The organism is uncultured Bacteroides sp. (assembly GCF_902472605.1).
In the GTDB taxonomy this organism is placed as follows: Bacteria; Bacteroidota; Bacteroidia; order Bacteroidales; family Bacteroidaceae; genus Phocaeicola.
Genome location: NZ_CABROP010000009.1, coordinates 17,438 through 40,172, shown reverse-complemented (window position 1 = coordinate 40,172; position 22,735 = coordinate 17,438). Strand labels below are relative to the sequence as shown.

The following is a 22,735-nucleotide window of genomic DNA, read 5'->3' as shown; positions in this document are numbered from 1 at the left end:
AAGACACAAAGTACAGAGAAACACTTCTCTGTGTCCTTGTGTCTTTATTTCATTTGATAGTTTCGCTAAAACAAGAACCTCAACACATCGTTGAAGTTCGCCCAGATGAGCAAGCCGAACAGCAGGACCATTCCCACCATCTGCGCATACTCCAAAAACTTGTCGCTCGGCTTCCGACGGGCAATAATCTCGTACAACAGGAACAAGACATGACCACCGTCGAGTGCCGGTATCGGCAGAATGTTCATGAAGGCCAGGATGATAGACAAGAAGGCCGTCATTTCCCAAAAACGCTGCCAGTCCCATACTTTGGGGAAGATACTACCAATGGTAGCAAAACCTCCCACACTCTTGGCGCCTTCTTTCGTGAACACATATTTCATGTCGTTCACATACCCCTTCAGAGTATTCACTCCTAAGGCAATTCCAGCCGGGAAAGATTCAAAGAAACCGTAGGTCAGTGTTCGCTGCTTGTAGTCCACCATACCTCCTATGGCCGCTACCTTAAACTGGTCGTCTGTCGTGACCTGGACCGTATCCCGTACTCCCGCACGCGAATACACCAGTGTAAACTCACCCGATGTCTTTTTATCCAGTTCAGCTTTGGCCTTCAAAGCCGCCATATTATCCAGGAACTCGTTCCAGGAAGTCATCGGTTTCCCGTCGAATGCCAGCAAGGAGTCTCCTTTCTGCACCCCCGCCTTGGCGAAACCTCCGCCCGCCAATACTGAATCGACCACATTCGGATAGAACACGTCCACGAACATCGGGTCCTCCTTCGCTACATCCAGCAAGCTCAATTCCGGCAACAGAATCTTCTTTTCCTGTCCCTCCCGCAATACGGTGACCTCACGGGCCTCCACGATACTGCGAATCATGTCCATGTTGAAACGGGTCAGTTCCTTGCCGTCGGCACTCTTCAGGATATCCCCGTCGCGGAATCCGATTTCCTGTGCATGCTCGTTGAACTTCATACCCATGGTCATGTCACTCAACGCCGTATAACGGTCGCCCCAAGTGAAGAGAATCATGGAATAGATGAACAAAGCCAGCAGGAAGTTCATCAAGACCCCTCCAATCATGACCAGCAGACGCTGCCAGGCCGGTTTGGAACGGAATTCCCACGGCTGGGCAGGCTGTTTCATCTGTTCGGTATCCATCGACTCGTCAATCATTCCCGAAATCTTGCAATATCCGCCTAACGGCAGCCATCCTACTCCATATTCCGTGTCACTGTTCTTCGGTTTGTATTTGAACAGCGAGAACCAAGGGTCAAAGAATATATAAAACTTCTCCACCCGAATCTTGAACAGACGGGCGAAGAAAAAATGTCCCCCCTCATGAATAATCACCAGCAACGACAAGCTGAGAATCAACTGAAGGGCACGAATCAAAAATGTTTCCATTTCTACTTAACTTCTTTCTTTATTTATATGATTACACTTCTTATTTCATTCCGTTAATCACCAGTTCTGCCGCAATACGACGGGTCTCTGCATCCGTGGCTACATAATCACCATAGGTAGGTGTCTGGATGAAAGGTACGCGGGTCATCGCCTTTTCAATCACGTCACTCATTCCCAAGAATGAAATCTGGTCTTTCAAGAAGGCCGCCACCACCACCTCATTGGCCGCATTCACGATGCAAGGCATGTTTCCTCCCTGGTGTAAGGCTTCGTAGGCCAATGCCAGGTTACGGAAACGCTGCGTGTCCGGCTTTTCGAAAGTCAACGTATTGTATTTGGCGAAATCCAGCCGTTCGCCCGAAAGATGCTCCCGCTTCGGATACGAAAACGCATACTGGATGGGCAGACGCATATCGGGTACCCCCAGCTGGGCTTTTACTGCCCCGTCTTCAAATTCCACCATGGAATGAATCACCGACTGCGGATGTACCACCACCTCAATCTGTACAGGAGTCACTCCAAACAACCATTTGGCTTCAATCACCTCAAAGCCTTTGTTCATCATCGACGCAGAATCAATCGTGATTTTCGCGCCCATCGACCAGTTGGGATGCTTCAGGGCCTGCTCCTTGGTCACCGTCTGCAACTGTTCCATGGTAAACGTACGGAACGGACCTCCCGAAGCCGTCAGAATCACCTTGTGTACGGGATTGTTAATTTCCAAACACTGGAAAATGGCCGAATGTTCAGAATCCACCGGCAAAATCGGCGTCTTATATTGCTGCGCCAACCCGGTAATCAGTTCGCCGGCAACCACCAACGTTTCCTTGTTGGCCAACGCAATCGTTTTTCCAGCCTTGATGGCATTGATGGTCGGTTTCAATCCCGCATATCCCACCATGGCCGTCAAGACGATGTCGATAGGCTGCGACTCGACCACCTGACACAACGCCTCGGCTCCGGCATACACCTTCACCGGCTCGTCAGCCAATGCTTCCTTCAACGCCGCATACTTATCCTCATTCGCAATAACCACCACTTCCGGATGGAACTTGCGTGCCTGTTCAGCCAGCAATTCCACCTTGTTGTTGGCTGTAAGTGCATACACCTCATACAAATCCGGATGCTCCCCAATGACCTGAAGAGCCTGCGTTCCGATGGACCCGGTAGAACCTAATATGGCAATCTGTTTTTTCATAACTTTAAAATACAACATATTTCGCCGGATCAATCGGAGTCCCCTCGTGCCACAGTTCAAAATGCACGTATGACACATGTTTGCCTTCATCCTCCGTTCCGGCCAATGCGATAACTTCTCCTCCTTTTACGCGGTCGCCTTCCTTCTTCCTCGGAGTGCCGCAATGCTTATAAATGGAAATAAAATTCTGCTCATGCTGAATCTGAATCAGGAAACCTTTGTCGGCCGTCTGCACCACCGTCATCACCTTGCCGTCCATAGCCGCCACGATGCTTTCATCCATCGCAGCCGCCATATCCACACCGTAATGCCGGCGCGACGGTGCAAAATCCTTCATCACGATGCCCTTTGTGGGACGGAAGAACAACAAATCGGGCAACTTATGATCTTCTTCGGCAGCCGATTCAGCTTTCTGCCGCGCCTCGTATTTCCGACGGAAATCATCTTCCTCCTTCGAACGGTTCATCAGCTCATTCGTGCGGATGGTAGTCAGCGAGTCGATAGACTGTACCGTATCCACACTGACTTTTCCACTGAAGATATCCTGTATGTTCATGATGTACCGGTTCTGACGGTCGAGCGCCTCCACCAGCGAATCTGCCTTCAAGGCATTGGTCACGACCTGCGAACGAACCTCACTGTTCATGTATCCCGGCAGGTAGTTCCGCAAAGGGGTAAACACAAGGATAATAGCTGCCAGCAGGAAAATTACCGTACAGGCCGCCAGCAATACAGAAAAGCCGTTCAGTTTCGACACATGGATACCCACCACCTCCTCCAAGGTGTTTTCGTTGATAATCGTCAGTTTATACTTAAACTTGATGTTCTTCCAAAATGCCTTACGACCTTTCTTTCTCATACTCTCACTGTGTTAGTTAGTCCAACAATCCGTCGGGAATATCCACGGTCATCACTTTCTGTACCCTGTCTATATCCAGAATAAATTCCTCATGCGCCGGAAGAAGCAGTTCCTCCCCTTCCTTCTCGATGACGAACAGCACATTCATCGTCGTATCGTCCACATCCACCACTTCGCCCAAATCGCCGTGATGCACATCGTGCACCTTGAAGCCGACGAAGAAATTCCACGACGTGATTTCCTCCTGCTCGTCCATATACTTTACCGGAAAATACACTTCCACATTGGTAAAGCTACGGGCCTTTTCCGCTGTATCCACGCCCTCAAATTTCACCAGGGCCACGTTATCGGAGCGGAAACGATACTCCTCGATGAAGAACGGAACCAGGATTCCGTCCAACAACAAAATCAAGTAGTCACAATCCACACGGTCGAAGATGTCGTCGGTAAACGTAAACGAGACTTCACCTTTCACCCCATGCGGCTTGTTGATGATTCCGATCTTAAAAACTTCTTCTTTTCTGATCATACCTTATTCTATACGGGTGATACGTGCTCCCAGCGCACTCAGTCGCTGTTCGATATGCTGGTACCCCCGGTCAATCTGCTCAATGTTGTGAATGTGACTGATGCCTTTCGCACCCAGTGCGGCTATCAGCAAGGCAATACCGGCACGGATATCCGGAGAAGTCATGTTGCCTCCCCGCAGACAGAAGTTACGGTCGTGCCCGATGACTACGGCCCGGTGCGGGTCGCACAAGATGATCTGCGCTCCCATGTCAATCAGCTTGTCCACGAAGAACAAACGGCTTTCAAACATCTTCTGATGAATCAGCACACTCCCCTTGGCCTGCGTAGCCACCACCAGCATCACACTCAGCAAGTCGGGAGTCAGTCCCGGCCACGGTGCGTCGGCAATCGTCATAATAGAACCGTCCAGGAAGGAATCAATCTGATAGTGCTCCTGGGCCGGTATATAAATGTCGTCGCCCCGTTGTTCCAGGTGAATACCCAACCGACGGAAGCTGTCGGGAATAATACCCAAGTTCTCATACGACACATTCTTGATGGTAATTTCACTGGCCGTCATAGCCGCCATACCGATGAAACTTCCCACCTCAATCATGTCCGGCAATACCGTATGCGTGCAACCTTTCAGGCTCTTCACTCCTTCGATGGTCAGCAAGTTGGAAGCGATGCCCGAAATCTTGGCCCCCATCCGGTTCAACATCCGGCACAGCTGCTGCACATAAGGCTCACAGGCTGCATTGTAGATGGTAGTCACTCCTTCAGCCAGTACTGCCGCCATGATAATGTTGGCCGTACCCGTCACAGAAGCCTCATCCAGCAACATGTACGTACCTTTCAGCTTGTCGGCGGTAATGCAGAACCGTCCTTTTACGGCATCATAATCGAACGAAGCCCCTAATTTCTGGATACCCAGGAAATGCGTGTCCAACCGACGGCGGCCAATCTTGTCACCTCCCGGTTTGGAAATCATGGCCTTGCCGAAACGGGAAATCAGCGGTCCCACCAGCATGACAGACCCCCGCAGTTTGGAGCAGCGGCCCAGAAATTCGTCACTTTCCAGATAAGCCAAATTCACGCTGTCGGCCTGGAAAGAAAACGTGTCACTTCCCGTCTTGGCCACCTTTACCCCCATATCCCGGAGCAACTGAATCAGATTATTGACATCCAGGATGTTCGGAATGTTCGAGATGGTCACTTCCTCGTCGGTCAGCAAAGTGGCACAAAGCACCTGCAACACCTCGTTTTTAGCACCTTGAGGCACAATCTCCCCCTGCAGCTTGTGTCCTCCTTCGATTACAAATGAAGCCATAGTATCCGGTTTTTAGTTAATATTTCTTCTTCTGCTGGTTGTTGTTCATCTGACGGCGACGCGGACCGAAAGAACGCTGTTCTACCAAATGTAAGTCATCGGCCGACAACTTGATGCGTCCGTCGGACAATTCGCACAAATCATCCAGAATCTTCTGGTCTTCCACCCCATCCTTGTTGAAGTTGATGTAGTCCTTCTTCATGTGGTTGGCGATGTACTTGATCAACTGGTTTTTCTCCTCACCTTCGGGATAATCCACCGCAATCTTGATCAAATCCTGAATAAACCGCCCATAATGACGGTAACGGATGACATTCGGCGAATAAGGAATCCGGTCCGGCTTCACTTCCAGACTTTCCTTCTTGACAATCTCCACCGGATAGTCAATATCCAGTTTAAAGTCGGACATGATGGCCAGATGGTCCCACAGCTTATGGCGGAAGTCCTCCACGTCGCGCAACTGGGGGAACATCCCTCCCATAATGTTCACGATGGTATTGGCACACCGCTGACGCTCTGCACGGTCTTCGATGGTCAACGCATAGTCCACCATGTTCTGCACACTTCTTCCATATTCCGGAAGCGGTAATTTTCGTTGCTGGGTATTATACTCCATATAAAACTTATTATTCAATCATTCAATTTCTACTTTTCGCTGCATCCAGCCCTACGAATCCTTGGCTTACAGCAGCTTCTTCGGTTTGGAGGCTACAAATTCCTTCAGATAGAAAGGTTCGAAATAGGCCACATCCTTGAAATCCTGCGTAGCCATTGCTTTTTCGGCCAGCGGGAACATCCATTTGGCCAACGGATGCACGTTGTCCAGGAAATGGGCATTGGGATGCGTCAGTTTCTCCTTGCATTTGTCCGCTCCGTTGCCAAAGAAATACACCGGATGTTTTTCCAAAAACTCCGCATACGAGTTTTCGTCCACAATGTCCGCACTGATTTCACGCTGCACCTTCAATGCACGGTTGTACACCGCCGCATACACTTCCATCCGGCGGGCATCAATCATCGGGCAGAGCAAGGCATCTTCCGGCAGGTCATGCGCCAGCAATACCGGCACACACATTACCTCCAGCGTAGGAAGCCCGATCAACGGAATGTTCCGTCCGTAGCAAATTCCCTTCGCCATGGATACCCCGATACGCAGTCCCGTATAGGAACCCGGGCCACAGCTCACCGCTACCGCATCCACCGGAATGGCATGACTGTCGGCAAACGACAAAGCTTCATCCACAAACACACCCAGCACCGTCGCATGTGAGGGGCCGTTAAAATCTTCTTTCGAGAAAATGGAAGCTCCGTCCTGGCTCACTGCCACAGAGCAGACTTCCGTCGACGTTTCAATATGTAAAATGCACGACATAATTAAATTCAATACAATTATATTAGTCTGCAAATATACACTTTTCTTCTCACTCTCTCACGAAAAAAGGCGCAGAAAGTGACGAACCCTCTCCCGAAAGGCAAACCAGCCTGGCAAATTTCCTCCTCCCGATCTGTAAAATGTTATTTCCCTAAGAGATTTCTTCCAAACCCCAAGGAATATTCTCTGTTTCACACTGCAGGATTTGTATTCCACAGTGTGAAATATATATCCCACAGTGTGGTTTTTGTATCCCACACTGTGGGACAGAGAATATACAAGCCATTTTAGGAAAAGGCACGAGCAGAAAAACACTTTTACAAAAGAAGCTACAGGGTTTTATCTGCATGCAAAACAGGGATTTTCATACGTTTTTTACACAGCCGCTTACGCTTTATACAGATTTTTCCTACCTTTGCATTCATAATGATTAAAAAACAAAAGGAGTTATGATACAGTCAATGACCGGATACGGCAAAGCAACCACCGCCTTCGGAGACAAAAAAATCAACGTAGAAATCAAATCGTTGAACAGCAAAGCAATGGACTTGTCCACACGCATCGCTCCATTGTATCGTGAAAAAGAAATGGAAATCCGCAACCTGATTACCCAGACCTTGGAACGCGGAAAAGTGGATTTCTGTATATGGGTGGAAAAAGACGCCGCCGAATCGGCCACTCCCATCAATACCGCTCTCGTAGAAAACTATTACAACCAGATAAAGACCATTTCTGAAACTTGCCATATTCCGTTGCCGGAAGACTGGTTTGCTACCCTGCTGCGCATGCCCGACGTGCTGACGCGCGTAGACGTACAGGAACTGTCGGACGAAGAATGGGCCGTGGCCAAACAGACCATTGAAGAGGCCTTGCAGCACTTGGTGGATTTCCGCAAACAGGAAGGTGCCGCCCTCGAAAAGAAGTTCACGGAAAAGCTGGACAACATCGAACGGTTGCTCAAATCCATTGAACCTTACGAAAAGGAACGTGTGAGCAAAATCCGGGAACGCATCACCGACGCGCTGGAAAAGACCTTGAGCATTGACTACGACAAGAACCGTCTGGAACAGGAACTGATTTACTACATCGAGAAACTGGACATCAACGAAGAAAAGCAGCGTCTGGCCAACCACCTGAAATATTTCCGCGAAACCATGGCGGGCGGACACGGACAGGGCAAGAAGTTAGGCTTCATCGCACAGGAAATGGGCCGCGAAATCAATACTACCGGCAGCAAGTCGAACCATGCCGAGATGCAGAACCTCGTGGTACAGATGAAAGACGAACTGGAACAAATCAAGGAACAAGTGTTGAACGTAATGTAAAAACATATGGCAGGCAAACTTATCATATTTTCAGCCCCTTCCGGCTCCGGCAAGTCTACCATCATCAATTACTTGCTGACACAGAACCTGAACTTGGCATTCTCTATCTCTGCCACCAGCCGCGCTCCCCGTGGCACGGAACAGAACGGCGTGGAATATTTCTTCCTGACTCCGGAAGAATTCAAGCAGCGCATTGCCAATAACGAGTTTCTGGAATACGAAGAAGTATACAAGGACCGTTTCTACGGTACCCTGAAAGCACAGGTAGAAAAACAGCTCGCCGCCGGACAGAACGTGATTTTCGACGTCGATGTGGTAGGCGGATGCAACATCAAAAAATTCTATGGCGACCGGGCCCTGTCGGTCTTCATCCAACCCCCTTCTATCGAAGAGCTCCGCAAGCGACTGACGGGTCGGGGAACCGATGCCCCCGAAGTCATCGAGAGCCGTCTGGCAAAAGCCTCCTTCGAACTGGGGTATGCCGATAAATTCGACGTAGTGATTGTCAACGACGACCTGGAAAAGGCCAAAACGGAAGCCTTGCAGACCATCCGCAATTTTCTCCAACACTAAATCCGTCCGACTATGCCAAAAAACCCTAAAAAAATCTTGCGCTGGATGACGCTGCTCTGCATCGTCATCGGACTGGCTGCCATTGCCGTAGGCGTAGTAGCCGTAGCCAAAGAAGAATACATCATTGCCGTCGCCATGTTACTGGTGGCTGTATGGCAGATTCTCAACTACATCCAATGGAAGAAAAGTCTCAGATAAAAACCGGACTTTTCGGAGGCTCCTTCAACCCGATTCACATGGGGCACCTGGCACTGGCCAATTACCTGTGTGAATACGGAGGACTGGAGGAAGTGTGGTTCCTGGTCACCCCTCAAAATCCGTTCAAGCAGAACGAGGCGCTGCTCGACGACCATCTCCGACTGGAAATGGTAGAGGCTGCCGTGGCCGGATACCCCCGTTTCCGAGCTTCCGATTTTGAATTCCAGCTTCCACGTCCTTCCTACACCATCCATACCCTTGACAAACTGGCCGAGAGCTATCCCGACCGGGAATTTCACCTGATTATCGGAGCCGACAACTGGCAGGCCTTCGACCGCTGGCGCTCGCCCGAGGAAATCATCCGTCGTCACCACATCCTGGTCTATCCGCGTCGGGGATATCCATTAGAGGAGGGCACTCCTCTACCCCCTCATGTCCGGGTCGTACAGACTCCCCTCATCGAAATCAGTTCCACTTTCATCCGCCAAGGTATCCGCGAAGGTAAAGACCTGCGCTACTTCCTGCATCCGGAAGTGTTCAGGATCATTCAGGAAAAAGGACTCTACCGCTAATCATTTCTTTTTGTGCAACACTACCAGCACGACCTCGCTTGGAGTAAAGAGACGCACATCTCTACGTGACGTACCTAATCCGTTGGTAATAATCACCGGAATGCCCGCACTGTTGTGCTTCAGTCCCGTCAGGAAGCGGTTGCCGTATTTGGAGAAATGTGCCGGTGTCCACCGGTGAAACAGGCTGACCTGCCCTCCGTGCGTATGTCCCGCCAACGCCAAATCGGTGTGTGACACATCCACATCCTCCACATAATCAGGCGTATGTACCAGCATCAACACAAAATCTTCTTCCCGCAAGGCCAAGGTAGGCGACACCCCGTTCTGCTTCAAATCGAACGGATTGCGGATGCCGCACAGCAAGATATATTCCTTTCCCCGCCACAGGGTATCCACTTTGTGTTCCAACAAATGTACGCCTGTTTCCCGCATGGCCTGTCGTGCCAGCGAATCAGCTTCACCCCGTTCGTGGTTACCCATCACGGCATACGTCCCACAGGGTGTCTCCACGGTCTTCAAGGCCTGGAAAAGCTGGTCCACATCTCCTCCGTTCCGTCCTCGGTAATCTCCACCCAAGAGCAATACATCGGCATCCAGCGACCGGAGAGCGCGGCACATACCCGGCAACCGACGGGCGGTAAAGCGGCTTTCGTAATGAAAGTCGGAGGCAAAAGCTACCCGGAAACCGTCGAAAGAATCGGGCAACTGGGCACTATAAAAATCATACTGTTTGACACGCCCTACTCCTTTGTATTTGGAAAAGGAGGCCGTGGCACAAGAAGAAAGCAGAAGGCTCATCAGCAGCAAGCCACCTGCCAGCAAGTTCAGTCGTTTCATCATTTTGAGCTACATATAACTATCCAGTCGTGACAAAGGTCGTAAAAAAATGCCTAACTTTGCCGAACGAAAACTAAAATTCCCAATTTCATGACACACGTCAAAACCAATTCCATAAAAGCATGGCTGCTGGCTGCCCGTCCGAAGACCTTGACCGGAGCGGCCATTCCTGTCATGCTGGGCTGTGCCCTGGCTTTTATTTACGGGCACTTTCAAACCGTACCTGCCGTACTGTGCTTTCTGTTTGCCTTCCTGATGCAGATTGACGCCAACTTCATCAACGACTTGTTCGATTTCCTAAAAGGCAGCGACCGCGAGGACCGGCTGGGTCCAGAACGTGCCTGCGCTCAAGGATGGATCAGCCCGAAGGCCATGAAGGCCGGCATTGCCTGCACCACTGTACTGGCTGGACTCGTCGGGCTCTGCTTGTTGTATTACGGAGGACTGGAAATGATTCCAGTGGGACTCGCCTGCATGATTTTTGCCTTCCTCTATACCGCCGGACCGTATCCGCTGGCTTACCACGGATGGGGCGACCTGATGGTACTCGTGTTCTTCGGCTTTGTGCCCGTGGGATGTACCTACTATGTCATGGCACACGACTGGAACACGGCCGTCACACTCACCTCACTGGCTTGCGGACTGGTCATCGACACCCTGCTGATGATCAACAATTTCCGCGACCGGGAACAGGATGCCCTCAGCGGCAAGAAAACCATCGTGGTACGAATCGGTGCGAAAGCCGGACTGGTGCTTTACTTTCTGTTAGGACTGGCAGCCTGCTGGTGCTGCTTCTATTTCCTGAGTTTAGGAAAGATTTACGCCGTGCTGCTCCCGCAGCTGTACCTCATTCCGCACATCCTGACCACCTTCCACATGGCCCGTATCTACCGTGGGAAAGCCTTGAACGGCATTTTAGGAGAGACTTCACGCAACATGTTCATTTTTGGATTATTACTTACACTTGGATTGATTCTTTAATTTATGATTCGGAAAGTACGCAAAGAAGATGCTCCGGCCATTACCGCCATCTACAACCATTACATTACGCACACCACCATCACCTTTGAACTGGAACCGGTGAGCGAAGAAGAGATGTGGAACCGCATCCAGAACATCAGTAGCAAATATCCGTATTTCGTATACGAAACAGAAGGGCAGATTGCCGGTTACTGCTATGTACACGGATGGAAAGAGAAGGCGGCTTACAACCAAAGTGTGGAGACCACCATTTACCTGGCACCTTCCTCTACGGGAAAGGGACTGGGTACCGAATTGATGCAACACCTGATAGAAGAATGCCGCCGCTGCGGACTACATGCCTTGATTGCCTGCATCACCGAAGGCAACGAGGCCAGCTACGCCCTACACGAAAAGCTGGGCTTTGAAAAGGTATCCAGCTTCCGCGAGGTGGGCCGCAAATTCGGCAAATGGCTGGGAATCGTAGACTACGAACTGATTCTCTGAGCCTTTCGTTCTGCCAAAAAGAAACAGGGCGGTATCCGGCAAACCGGACACCGCCCTGCATTGTATTGATCGGGAATTCCTCACTTCAACGTAATCGCATACTTGCTCAGGTCCTTTTCATCGGAACTGCCTCCAATCCATACCTGATATTTTCCCGGACAGAACTGGATGCTGTGAGTGGTTTCATTCCACCACTCCAGGTCTTTCTTTGACAAGGTAATACGTACATTTGCAGTCTTCCCAGCCGGGACAAACACCCGCTTAAAGGCTTTTAAGGTCTTGACCGGACCTCCTTCGTCGCCCACCTTATTCAGATAAACCTGTACCACTTCTTCTCCATCGCGACTACCAACATTTGAAACCGGTACGGTTACCGTCAAATTGTCGTCACTGCCTATCGTCTGTGCATTGAAAGCAGCTGTACCATACTTAAAGGTAGTATAGCTCAACCCATACCCAAAGGGGAAGAGCGGCTTTTCGGTCATGAAACGATAGGTACGTCCCTTCATATTGTAGTCCTCAAAATCGGGCAACTGCTCCGTATTCCGGTAGAAAGTGACCGGCAAGCGTCCGGCCGGATTGTAATCGCCAAACAAGACCTCAGCCACGGCCTTACCGCCCTGCTGCCCCGGATACCAAGCCTGCAAGATCGCCTCACAGGTTTCCGTTTCCGGTACCAGACCGATAGGAGAACCGGAGCAGTTCACCAAAATGACCTTCTTTCCAGCCCGATGCAGCGCAGCCAGCAATTCCCGCTGTACTTCCGGCAATTCAATGCTGGTACGGTCACCTTTCTTGAATCCCGGCAAATCTACGCCCATCTCTTCTCCTTCCAGACTCGGAGAAATACCTCCCACAAAGACTACCACATCGGCATTCCGCACGGCCTGTACCGACCGAACCACATCGACTTTCTGCTTAAAGCCCAGGTCGAAATTCAACTGTGCGTCACTCTGCAGATATTCAAACTGCAATTCGATGTCGTATTTCTTTCCGGCTTCTACCGGCAAAGCACAAGACTGCTTGTTCCCTCCGTGTACATTATGATACTTCATCACCTCTTTCTGATTGACCAGCAATCTTCCCTTGCCATAACTATACACATCCAGCACAATCTCTCCTGATGCCTTGGGCACATACGTGGCATTGTACGTAGCCGAAAAATCCGTCAGGTTTACCCCTGGTGCAAACACCGTAGCTCCCGACGTACAGAAATTGAACGGTGTCATCACCCGTGTTTCTACGTCCACTTTGCCCTCGTGGTTCACATTGTTCCAATAACGGGCCGTGAAGCCTGGTCGGCCTTCCGACTTACATTCACTGAACACACTTTCCAACACTTCATCGCCTACCCACGGACAACCCTGTTCATAAATCAGCTTATCGTCCTTTCCAAGTGCCGACCGGATTCCCTCCAGAATAGTCACCGTATGGGAAGGTACTCCATTATAGTTTCCCCACATCATGACCGAGTCTTTGGCATTGGGACCCATGACAGCGACGGTCAATCCACCGCGCTTCAACGGAAGTACCTGGTTCTTGTTCATCAAGAGCGTCATGGACTCCCGAGCCATCCGCAGCGCCAAGGAATCGTGTGCTGCAGAAGCCACGACCGAGAAAGGAATCTTAGTCCAGGACACTTTATCCGGATCGTCCATCTCGCCCAAGTCGAAACGGGCCTTCAGCAACCGCTTAACCGACTTATCAATCACCTTCTCATCGATTTGTTTCTTCCGGGCGGCTTCTACCAGTGATTCATACGTAGAACCACATTCCAAATCCGTACCACTCAGTACCGCAGCCGATGCAGCCGAAGGCGCATCCTTATGCGTGCGGTGTCCTTTTTCATCAAAAAAGTCATTGATGGCCCAGCAGTCGCTCAAGATGATGCCATCGAATCCCCATTCCTTCCGTAGAATCTGCGTCAGCAGCCGGTTGCTGCCGCAGCAAGGTTCTCCTTCAAAACGGTTGTAGGCACACATCACCTCTTTCACCCCGGCATCCTGTACCAGGGCCTTGAAAGCCGGCAAATAAGTCTCATACAAATCCCGAAGCGGCAAGTTTTCCACATCAAAAGAATGACGGTTCCACTCCGGTCCGGAATGTACTGCAAAATGTTTGGCACAAGCATACAGCTTGTCATACTTGCCGTCACTTTCTCCTTGCAAACCTTTGACCACCATCACGCCCATCTTACTTGTCAGATAAGGGTCTTCACCGTAGGTTTCAATACCTCTTCCCCAGCGCGGATCACGGTAAATGTTTACCGTCGGCGTCCACATGGTCAGTCCCTGGTATCTCTTGTAACTGTCATGTTGCACGTAATAGGTATTTTTTGCCCGCGCCTCATCCGACACGGCCGTAAACACCTTGTATACCAACGAATCATCAAAAGAGGCTGCCATGCCTATCGGCTGAGGGAACACCGTAGCCAGTCCGGCACGAGCCACCCCATGCAGCGCTTCATTCCACCAGTTATACGGTTTAATACCCAACCGCTCCACCGGCTTCGACACATCCATCATTAAAGAGACTTTTTCTTCCAAAGTCAGCTCCTGCAAAAGCAAGTCGGCACGCTGATCTGAAGATAAAGACGAATCCCGAAAATCGGGACGGGCACAGCCTAAAAAAGCTAAACCCAATAACCAAACACCATACCTCATAGATTTATTTATTAGCAGTTTCCCATAGCTTTGTTTCAGCACATTTAATATCTGCCCACAAGTTACCACATTTTAGCTTAAAATCACCTTTTTCAAGACGCCATTTTCCATCGTAACCCACAAAAGCCAAGTCACTGCCTTTTATTTTCATCGTCACTGTCTTGGTCTCGCCCGGATTCAACGATACTTTTTCAAAATTGCGCAAGCGGAGGTTATCCGGAGTGCTGCTGGCTACCAAATCCTTGGAGAACAACAACACAGCTTCTTTACCAGCTACCTTGCCGGAGTTCGTGACATCGACTGAAACCGTCAGCTCATCGTCTGCCGTAAAGGAAACCTTATCTACCTTCAGATTGCTGTACGTATAAGTTGTATAACTCAATCCAAAGCCAAACGGCCATTGTACATCCATCACGGAATCATAATTATAGTTTCCGCCCATCTGCCCCATGTTCTCACAAGGTTTATAGTCGTAAGTAGCAATGGCATTGATATATTTCGGATAAGTGAAAGGCATCTTTGCACTGAAGTTGGCATCGCCCGCCATCAAGTTAGCCAGGGCATCGCCTCCATAGTTGCTCGGCAGCAGCACGTCAATCACGCCCTGTGCCAAAGGTTCGATGTCACTGAGGATACGAGGACGTCCTTCATTCAATACCAGCACAATCGGTTTGCCGGTCTTGGCCAGCGCTTTTACCAAGTCGCGCTGATTAGCCGAAAGCGTCAAATCCGTCAGGTTACCTGGAGTCTCGCAATAAGAATTCTCGCCGATGCAAGCCACAATGACATCCACATTGGCAGCTGCCGCTACGGCTTTCTCAATCTCCGGTTTGTTCTCTGCCCACCAGTTGTCGTTCTGATTCGTCACGGCATTTGGATCTGAGCTTGCATAAGTGACTCCCGGCTCATATACCACATTTGACTTTCCATATTTATTGCACAAAGCCTCATAAATGGTATTATACGCTCCGGCACACTCATCGGCTTTATTACCTTGCCAGCTGTATGACCAACCTCCATTCAGACAACGCATGGAATTGGCATTAGGACCTGTCAACAGAATCTTCTTACCGACTTTGACAGGCAATACATTCTGTTCATTTTTCAACAAGACTTCCGATTCTTCTGCAGCCTGAAGCGCCACCTTGGCAAATTCGGCAGAGCCAAACTTATCGTATTTCTTGATATCCCAGTAAGGATTGTCAAACAAGCCCAAACGGTATTTCAAACGCAGTACACGAGCCACCGCATCATTGATTCGGCTCATCGGAACTTCTCCTTCTTCCACCAGTTCTTTCAAATAGGTACAGAAGCTCACTTCATAAGGCACCATTGACATATCAATACCGGCATTGATGGCAATCTTGATGGCTTCCTTCTTGGTAGCCGCAATGTGGTCACGGGTACAAAGATTATTGATGTCGGCCCAGTCGGTTACAATCATACCATCCCAGTTCAATCCTTCTTTCAACCACTCGGTCAGCAGTTCACGGTTGGCATGGAAAGGCATTCCATTGTCCACGCTCGAATTGACCATCACGCTCAACGCCCCATTGCGGATAGCAGCAAGGAACGGAGCAAAATGCTTTTCACGCAGATCGCTGCGAGAAATAGAAGAAGGCGTACGGTCTTTTCCGGATACCGGTACTCCATAACCCATGTAATGCTTCAGGCAGGCAGCCACATGATACTCGCCGATGTGGTTCGGGTCTGTTCCCTGAAATCCTTCTACAGCAGCCTTTCCCATTTCGGCATTCACATAGCAGTCTTCTCCGTAATTTTCCCACATTCTGGGCCAGCGAGGATCACGTCCCAAATCGACTACCGGCGCATACGTCCAAGGAATACATCCAGCTTTTGTTTCGTATGCGGAAATCTCTGCTCCCCGCTTCGTCAGTTCCCGATTGAAGGAAGCTCCCATGTTGATTCCCTGAGGAAACATGGTGCCGTCGAGGGTATACGTCGTACCATGAATCTGATCGACTCCATAAATACAAGGAATACCGATTTCTTTCATGGAAACTTCCTGTATGCGTTTGATCATCTTCGCCCAGGTCTCTTTTTTCTGTGCTACGCTCAGAGGCACATTCAAAATAGATCCGACCTTGTATTTGCCTATCACCGTATCCAGCTGTGCCTCACTGAGTGTAAAGCCATTTTTCTGGCTTGCCTTAAAATCAGTTACCACGTCCACGGTAAGCTCACACATCTGACCAATCTTTTCTTCCAGGGTCATCTTGTCCAACCATTTCTGGATATTGGCTTCAATGGTTTTGTCTGCCGGAATGGCCGGCTTTATGCTGTGTACGTTGTCTGCCATACACATCCCAGTGCCAATCACTGAGGCTAAAATCACATTTCTTATTAAATTCATGGTATCTATAATTTTGGTTTCTTTTCTTTCAAAAGGTCTTTGCCTTAGTTCAATTCAAACTCTACCACTCCCCTGATGTCTTGGGAAGAACTTCCGATATAAGCCTTGAACTTACCCGGTTCGGCCACCCAGTCATGGAGTTGGTCATCGAAGAATGTCAAATCCTCTTTATCGACGGTAAATACAATCTCTCTTTCCTCACCGGGCTGAAGAGCGACTTTATAGAAGTCTTTCAATTCTTTTACCGGACGCAACACACGACATTTTTCATCGCCGATGTACAACTGTACGGTTTCCTTTCCAGCGACATCCCCTACGTTCTTCACGCTACATCTAATTTCCAACACGTCATCGTCTTTCATCTCACAAGCTGAAATGACAGGTTTGCCATATTCAAACTGCGTATAACTCAATCCATAACCAAATGGGAACAGCGGTTGGATATGTTTCGTATCATACCAGCGATAGCCCACCAGGATGTCTTCCTTGTATTCCTGACGGATACTGTCGCCCGGATAACTGAGTTCTCCATAATAATGTGCCGGACAATCTTCCAGCTTGGCCGGATAAGAGAACGGCAGCTTTCCACTCGGAGTCACCTCGCCCAACAGCACATCGGCAAGTGCCTTGCCCCCAATAGAGCCCAGATACCAAGACTGTACCAATGAGGGTACCTCCTTCAACCAAGGCATGGCTACTGCATTTCCGCTGGTCAATACCACTACGAGCTTCTTGTTGGCTTTCAACAGCCCTTCAATCAAACGATCTTGTCCATAAGGCAATTCGTAGGCGCGACGGTCTTCTCCTTCACAATCCTGCTGGTAGTTCTTGTTTAGACCTCCCATAAAGATGACCAAATCGGCTTTACGAGCTTCTTCAATGGCGGCATTGTAAAGCGAATCTGCAACCGACTGAGAAATGACATCTGCCCGATCGAACATCGGTCGGCTTGCCATGTATCCTTGAGAGAAAGTCACGCAATCGCTGCCAAGCTTGTCAACCAAGGCTTCCAGTGGAGTAATCACCATCTTCGGTTTCAATTCTGAAGAACCACCTCCTGCCATCAAGTTACGGACAGCGTTGTCGCCGACCACCAAGATGTGTTTATACTGACCCTGCTTCAAAGGTAATAAAGATTCTCCTTTAAATGCGGCTTTATTCTTCAATAATACGATGCCTTCTGTAGCTATCTCATAAGCGGTTTCATAGTGAGAGTCATTTGACATGGCGCCAAATTTACCGTCTTCATTCATAGCCGTACGGAAAATCAGTCGCAACACCCGAGAAGCCTTATCATCGACTACACTCATAGGCACCTTACCCTCTTTCACCATGTTCAAGTAAGCGCTACCCAGATAATAACTATCATATCCCTGGTTGGAATTGGAAGTCAAACCATTGGTATAGGTACCCAGTTCCAGATCCAGTCCGTTCATGGCTGCCTCATACGTATCGTGCGCAGCTCCCCAATCGGTCACGACACATCCGTCGAAATTCCATTCTCCTTTCAGAATATCGTTGTTCAACAACTTGTTATGTGCCGCATGTGTACCTCTTACTTTATTATAGGCTCCCATGATGCTCCAAACTTTTCCTTCAGTCACCGCAGCCTTAAAAGCCGGAAGATAAATCTCATACAAGGCCCGGTCGCTGACCTGTACGTCAATGTGATTCCGCCAGTGTTCCTGATTGTTCAAGGCATAATGTTTCACGCAGGCTGCTACCCCGTTTTCCTGTACTCCCTGGATATAAGGTACACACATCCGGGATGCCAAATAAGGATCTTCACCCATGTATTCAAAGTTTCGTCCGTTCAGCGGAGTCCGGTAAATATTCACACCCGGACCCAGCAACACATTTTTATGACGAAAGCGGGCTTCTTCTCCGATAGCCAATCCATATTTCTTCGACAAAGAAGGATTCCAAGTAGAAGCCAGACAAGTCAGCGCCGGAAAAGCGGTACAGCTGTCGTTGGTCCAGCCGGCATAATCCCAGCTGTTCCAACAAATTTCCGCACGTACTCCATGAGGACCGTCGGAGTACATCAGTCCCGGAATGCCCAAACGGGCACATCCCGGTGTACTGAACCGTCCGTCGGCGTAACTCAAACGGGTCTTTTCTTCCAAAGTCATTCGGCTCAAAGCATCTTTCACACGAAGTTCCAACGGTTTCCGGGCATCCAGATACACCGGAGTCTCTCCTACTACCACTTTCTTGCCACTACCCGACATCAAAGTATGCATCAACTCTTTCTTAGGAAGTCCCTGCGGAGTGAACGCACCAAAACTATCTTTGTAATCCCACATAGACCACGCGATATGCAGACTGTCAAATACGGAAATCACATCCTTGAACCATCTCAAAGCATCGGCCTTGGGCGCTTTCTCATACACCCCGAATTCACCGCAATACAGATTGAGTCCTTTTTCATCGGCCACCTGCTTTGCCTTTGACAGGTAAGCAGCCAGCATCGCCTTGTCCCAGACCATTCCACGGAAACGTTTCGTTACTTTCTGGTCAGCTTCAGACAACGCATCAAATTCTTGCTTGGTAACCAGTTCACCCGGATAATGCACGGTGCCCTGGTAGTTGCCAAATTCCGTCCAACTGGCCCGATAATGGGTCAACAAGAACGGCTCATAAAAATGGCAGCTCAGCAAAATATATTCATCACCCTCGGGTACTTTCAAGAACGGGAAAGTATACACTCCCTGCCACATGTTGGAACCGATGACAATGACTCTTTCTTTTTCCACTTTTCGGATTACCTGATAAGTCTTCTCCACCAGTTTGTTCCAGTCCTCATGCTTGGGAGCGGTAGGTTCATTCATAATTTCATAAGCCACGTCGGAAGTAGGATATCCTTTCAACTCCTGCACCAGTTCTACCCAAAGCTGAAGGAAATGTTTCTGGGCTTCCGCACTTTCCCACAACATATTCTTCTTGCCATCATGACCGGCATTGAAATAATGCGAACGTACAATATGCAAGTCTACAATCACCTTCAAATCGTTCTGCAACGCCCATTGAATACCTTTGTGCAGATAGGAGAAAGCCTCTTTATTCTTTTCACCGTTTTCGTACCACAGCACCTCTTCATCAATCGGCAAGCGCACATGATCAAATCCCGCCCGGGCAATCCGGTTAAAATCTGTCTCATTCATTCCCTCCTGTATGGAAGGGCCGTTCGGAATCCGCTGCGACAACCAGTGGCTCAGGTTGATGCCTCGCTTAATCTCAAAAGCCTTCTGCGAAGAGGCATAACCTCCTACAGAGAATACGACCAGCAATATCAAAATCAATAACTTTTTCATACACTCAATCTTTAAAATGGATACTCTGTCTTTGCCCCTTCCATGATGCCTTCAACGATAGGTTCTGAATAATTATTCAGCTGCATCTGGTACCATCTGTTGAACAAGCCGAAATATTCTTTTCCTTCCACAAACGGTCCGTCGTACAAAGGATTATAGAAAGTACCATTGTCCCACACAATCGGAACAATTCCGTTTCTTTTCGCCGCGGAAGTGACATAAGTCATATAATACCGCTTTGTATCGGCCAAATCGTTTACATTTCCATCCGATTTATCTTTCGGAGGCGTAACTACACCATATTCACCCATTACTACCGGATAACCTTTATCAACCCATTCCTGTTTGATCTTACCAAACAACCAATCTACATAATCTTCCTGCTCATTTGAGGCCCCCGTATTATACTGGATATAATCTTTTCCCCAATAGTACACCGTCTCTGTATAATCCGCAAAATCCATATAAGAGAAACCAGCCGGACGATAAAAATGGAATTCGATGGCAATTCTGTTTTCCACTACATCGGTTGGGAAAGTCAAATGACCGTTTGCATAATCAGAGAAGGCATAATCCGGATTGGTGGCATACGTTTGAATAATCAAATTACGGTAATAGTTTTTTCCACCCGTAGAACGAACAGCATCTACAAAGCACTGGTTGAAATTATTCTGTGCCTGCAAGTTGTCGGCCGTAGGAGCCTGCCAGTTTATTTCTACCTCATTGGTACCAGAAAATATCAGGTGTTCGTCATAATCTTTAAAGAAAGTGGCAATGGCATGCCACAGATTTCTTTCTTTCATCAATACCGTTTCTGCTTCTTCTACCAGCGGATGGCTTTCCAGCCAGTCTTCATGATGGGTATTCAAAATCACATACATGCCGTTGTCGATGCAGTAATCTACTACTTGTTTGACACGATCCAGCCATTCGGTCTTGACTTCGGCCATGGTATTCTGATCGGTCACATGCGGATACCATCTGACAGGAATGCGCACGGCATTGAATCCGGCATTTTTCACCGCATCAATCATATCTTTCGTCACTGCCGGATTTCCCCATGAGGTTTCTGCATCCATGTGGTTGGCCATTCCTTCGTTATAACTTTCCAGTGAGTTTCCTAAGTTCCATCCCACCTTGATTTTCTTGAACAAAGCAAAGGCATCACTCTCCATACCTGTCTGATCGGGTTGACTACCGTCTATCAAGGCAGCCGTAGTGAAACTAATCTTCACCTCACCCACCGCATTGTTATAGTGATCGACCAAAGCTCCCTGCGGAATAGTCAACGTATATTGTGTATTCCACTGCAATTTCGGAACGGCCACTTTGAGCGTTCTGACCGTTGCAGAGACATGAGTAATCTGGGTAGCTGGCTCCAAAGTAAACTTATCCCAATTTGAAGCCAGGGATACCGCTTTATCAAATGTGAATGTAATGGTAGATAATTCCGGATCTACCTCCGTGGCCCCATCGACCGGATCACTCTCTATCACCTTTGCTGAAGAAACACCACCAGCTTCATTTTCAGAATCTGTACATCCATACAGGCTCCCCAGCAATAATATCAAACTCAGAAATAAAAATTTACACTTCATATTCTTACAATAGAAAAACAGGATGTGCAGGAATGTACCCAGATACTGACACAGCATTTCAATCATCTTTCCATTCTGCACATCCATCTTATCATTCAAACTCTATGTTATTTTTCAACCCACACACTATGAGTCCAAGTGACTCTATCCAAAGCTACACCGGTACCTGTGACAATCATGGCATCTCCACTGTCTTTATTAAACCAAGGTAAATAATCAGACTTAATATCGAAAGTGAGTTCCGTCAAGCCTGCCACGTCTCTTGCAGCATTTGTATCTCCACTTCCACTGACATCATTGATATCAAGGATAGAAGACCAGTTACTATCATAGACCTTAATCATATTACCGTCAGCACTATCCAAGAGATGGAAATAGAAAGTCATCTTATCGCCCACCTGCATTTCGCTGGTGAACCACTCTGCCTTCAGATTCAGTCCACCTCCCCAAGTCAGAGTTACTGGGGAATCACCGCCATCCCATACAGTAGTTTCTTCTTCAACCCATTCACCAGCCGGCTTCTCCTTGAAGCTCATAACAGGTGAAGTCAGGTTTTGCCCGCCTGTGGTTACCAGTGTCAAAGCTTCTGAACAAGTAGGTACTTCTTCAGGTACATTGACACGCAATACATTGTCAGACTTCCGGATGAAGTCAATTGCTTTCACGACATGATTACCCGGGAAAATGATTGAACTAATACGGTCTAAATATGTACCGCTCAGTTCCAGTTCTTCGCCTGCCTGCACTTCCGCAGGAGTATATGCTTCAATCGTAGGGATGACAATCACCATATCCAAACCGGCAGTCACAGTCTGGCCTTCGGCCTCTACAGTCACCTTACCGGTAGATTCTCCCAGCGTAGCCGGCAGTTTTACCTGTATCTGGTTCTCATTGGTTACCTGAATATCCGTCACCCGGTTTTCACCCAAAAACGTCACAGCCTCTACCTTGTCCAAACCGGTGCCCACAATAGTCACGGTTTCTCCAGGGACCGCATGCGTAGGACTAAATACGACTACTGAAAGGCTTTCACCCCCTTCTTCCTTGGCCTCATCAGAGCAGGCAAACAAGCCCACTGCCATGATTCCTCCTATAATTAAACTTAGATAACGATTTACTTTCTTCATAATACAATCATT

19 protein-coding genes and 1 pseudogene are annotated in these 22,735 nt (G+C 48.7%); 6 read left to right on the top strand and 14 right to left on the bottom strand.

Features of this window, described 5'->3' with window-relative positions; genetic code table 11:
* Positions 1–65: 65 nt before the first annotated feature.
* From rseP to tsaB, 7 genes are all read right to left on the bottom strand, one after another.
* Positions 66–1,406, bottom strand: coding sequence for an RIP metalloprotease RseP (gene rseP / locus RDP42_RS03480; RefSeq protein WP_308762544.1), 1,341 nt, complete (start codon positions 1,404–1,406; stop codon positions 66–68).
* Positions 1,407–1,446: 40 nt separating this feature from the next.
* The gene (locus tag RDP42_RS03475) at positions 1,447–2,604 is read right to left on the bottom strand and encodes a 1-deoxy-D-xylulose-5-phosphate reductoisomerase (protein WP_308762543.1); all 1,158 of its coding nucleotides are present in this window, start codon (positions 2,602–2,604) and stop codon (positions 1,447–1,449) included.
* Positions 2,605–2,608: 4 nt separating this feature from the next.
* Entirely contained in the window at positions 2,609–3,463 is an 855-nt protein-coding gene (locus RDP42_RS03470) for a M23 family metallopeptidase (protein WP_308762542.1), read from the bottom strand.
* 16 nt (positions 3,464–3,479) lie between these two features.
* Positions 3,480–3,992 carry a ribosome maturation factor RimM gene (gene rimM / locus RDP42_RS03465; protein WP_204478736.1) on the bottom strand — a complete coding sequence of 171 codons (513 nt, stop codon included), beginning with the start codon at positions 3,990–3,992 and terminating at the stop codon, positions 3,480–3,482.
* Between the two features lie 3 nt (positions 3,993–3,995).
* The gene (murA, locus tag RDP42_RS03460; protein WP_308762541.1) at positions 3,996–5,303 is read right to left on the bottom strand and encodes a UDP-N-acetylglucosamine 1-carboxyvinyltransferase; all 1,308 of its coding nucleotides are present in this window, start codon (positions 5,301–5,303) and stop codon (positions 3,996–3,998) included.
* A gap of 16 nt (positions 5,304–5,319) precedes the next feature.
* Positions 5,320–5,919, bottom strand: a complete 600-nt coding sequence (locus RDP42_RS03455; protein ID WP_308762540.1) for a DUF4290 domain-containing protein — start codon at positions 5,917–5,919, stop codon at positions 5,320–5,322.
* 66 nt (positions 5,920–5,985) lie between these two features.
* A complete protein-coding gene (gene tsaB, locus RDP42_RS03450; RefSeq protein ID WP_204475776.1) occupies positions 5,986–6,675 on the bottom strand; it encodes a tRNA (adenosine(37)-N6)-threonylcarbamoyltransferase complex dimerization subunit type 1 TsaB in 690 nt (229 codons plus the stop codon).
* 449 nt (positions 6,676–7,124) lie between these two features.
* Between tsaB and RDP42_RS03445 the strand changes: the two genes are divergently transcribed.
* From RDP42_RS03445 to nadD, 4 genes are read left to right on the top strand one after another with little or no spacing between them, the layout of a single operon-like run.
* Positions 7,125–8,000 (top strand): YicC/YloC family endoribonuclease, encoded by an 876-nt coding sequence (locus RDP42_RS03445; protein WP_308762539.1) that lies wholly within the window; start codon positions 7,125–7,127, stop codon positions 7,998–8,000.
* A gap of 6 nt (positions 8,001–8,006) precedes the next feature.
* A complete protein-coding gene (gene gmk / locus RDP42_RS03440) occupies positions 8,007–8,573 on the top strand; it encodes a guanylate kinase (RefSeq protein ID WP_308762538.1) in 567 nt (188 codons plus the stop codon).
* Positions 8,574–8,585: 12 nt separating this feature from the next.
* Positions 8,586–8,771 (top strand): hypothetical protein, encoded by a 186-nt coding sequence (locus RDP42_RS03435; RefSeq protein WP_204475773.1) that lies wholly within the window; start codon positions 8,586–8,588, stop codon positions 8,769–8,771.
* Positions 8,750–9,343, top strand: coding sequence for a nicotinate (nicotinamide) nucleotide adenylyltransferase (nadD, locus tag RDP42_RS03430; protein WP_308762537.1), 594 nt, complete (start codon positions 8,750–8,752; stop codon positions 9,341–9,343). The genes RDP42_RS03435 and nadD overlap by 22 nt, the downstream gene beginning before the upstream one ends.
* On the opposite strand, the gene RDP42_RS03425 is transcribed toward nadD, so the two are convergent.
* Positions 9,344–10,183 (bottom strand): metallophosphoesterase, encoded by an 840-nt coding sequence (locus RDP42_RS03425; protein WP_374046907.1) that lies wholly within the window; start codon positions 10,181–10,183, stop codon positions 9,344–9,346.
* An 87-nt stretch (positions 10,184–10,270) separates the two neighbouring features.
* Here RDP42_RS03425 and menA point away from each other — a divergent pair, with 87 nt between their 5' ends.
* Both menA and RDP42_RS03415 read left to right on the top strand, forming a co-directional pair.
* Positions 10,271–11,161, top strand: a complete 891-nt coding sequence (gene menA, locus RDP42_RS03420; protein WP_308762536.1) for a 1,4-dihydroxy-2-naphthoate octaprenyltransferase — start codon at positions 10,271–10,273, stop codon at positions 11,159–11,161.
* Between the two features lie 3 nt (positions 11,162–11,164).
* Positions 11,165–11,647, top strand: coding sequence for an N-acetyltransferase family protein (locus RDP42_RS03415; RefSeq protein ID WP_308762535.1), 483 nt, complete (start codon positions 11,165–11,167; stop codon positions 11,645–11,647).
* A gap of 80 nt (positions 11,648–11,727) precedes the next feature.
* Here the strand turns inward: RDP42_RS03415 and xyl3A are convergent, their stop codons facing one another.
* The 6 genes and pseudogenes from xyl3A to RDP42_RS03385 all read right to left on the bottom strand — a co-directional run bounded on the left by xyl3A (position 11,728) and on the right by RDP42_RS03385 (position 22,723).
* Positions 11,728–14,310, bottom strand: a complete 2,583-nt coding sequence (xyl3A, locus tag RDP42_RS03410; RefSeq protein WP_308762534.1) for a xylan 1,4-beta-xylosidase — start codon at positions 14,308–14,310, stop codon at positions 11,728–11,730.
* Positions 14,311–14,314: 4 nt separating this feature from the next.
* Positions 14,315–16,636: a beta-glucosidase gene (locus RDP42_RS03405; protein ID WP_374046908.1), complete on the bottom strand. Its 2,322-nt coding sequence runs from the start codon at positions 16,634–16,636 to the stop codon at positions 14,315–14,317.
* A 92-nt stretch (positions 16,637–16,728) separates the two neighbouring features.
* On the bottom strand, positions 16,729–18,927 hold the full coding sequence (locus RDP42_RS03400; protein WP_308762577.1) for a glycoside hydrolase family 3 C-terminal domain-containing protein: 2,199 nt from the start codon (positions 18,925–18,927) through the stop codon (positions 16,729–16,731).
* A gap of 57 nt (positions 18,928–18,984) precedes the next feature.
* Positions 18,985–19,848, bottom strand: a pseudogene (locus RDP42_RS03395) (glycoside hydrolase family 5 protein); the annotation flags it as partial.
* Between the two features lie 161 nt (positions 19,849–20,009).
* Positions 20,010–21,695, bottom strand: a complete 1,686-nt coding sequence (locus RDP42_RS03390; protein WP_308762532.1) for a cellulase family glycosylhydrolase — start codon at positions 21,693–21,695, stop codon at positions 20,010–20,012.
* A gap of 8 nt (positions 21,696–21,703) precedes the next feature.
* The gene (locus tag RDP42_RS03385) at positions 21,704–22,723 is read right to left on the bottom strand and encodes an IPT/TIG domain-containing protein (RefSeq protein WP_308762531.1); all 1,020 of its coding nucleotides are present in this window, start codon (positions 22,721–22,723) and stop codon (positions 21,704–21,706) included.
* Positions 22,724–22,735 lie beyond the last annotated feature (12 nt).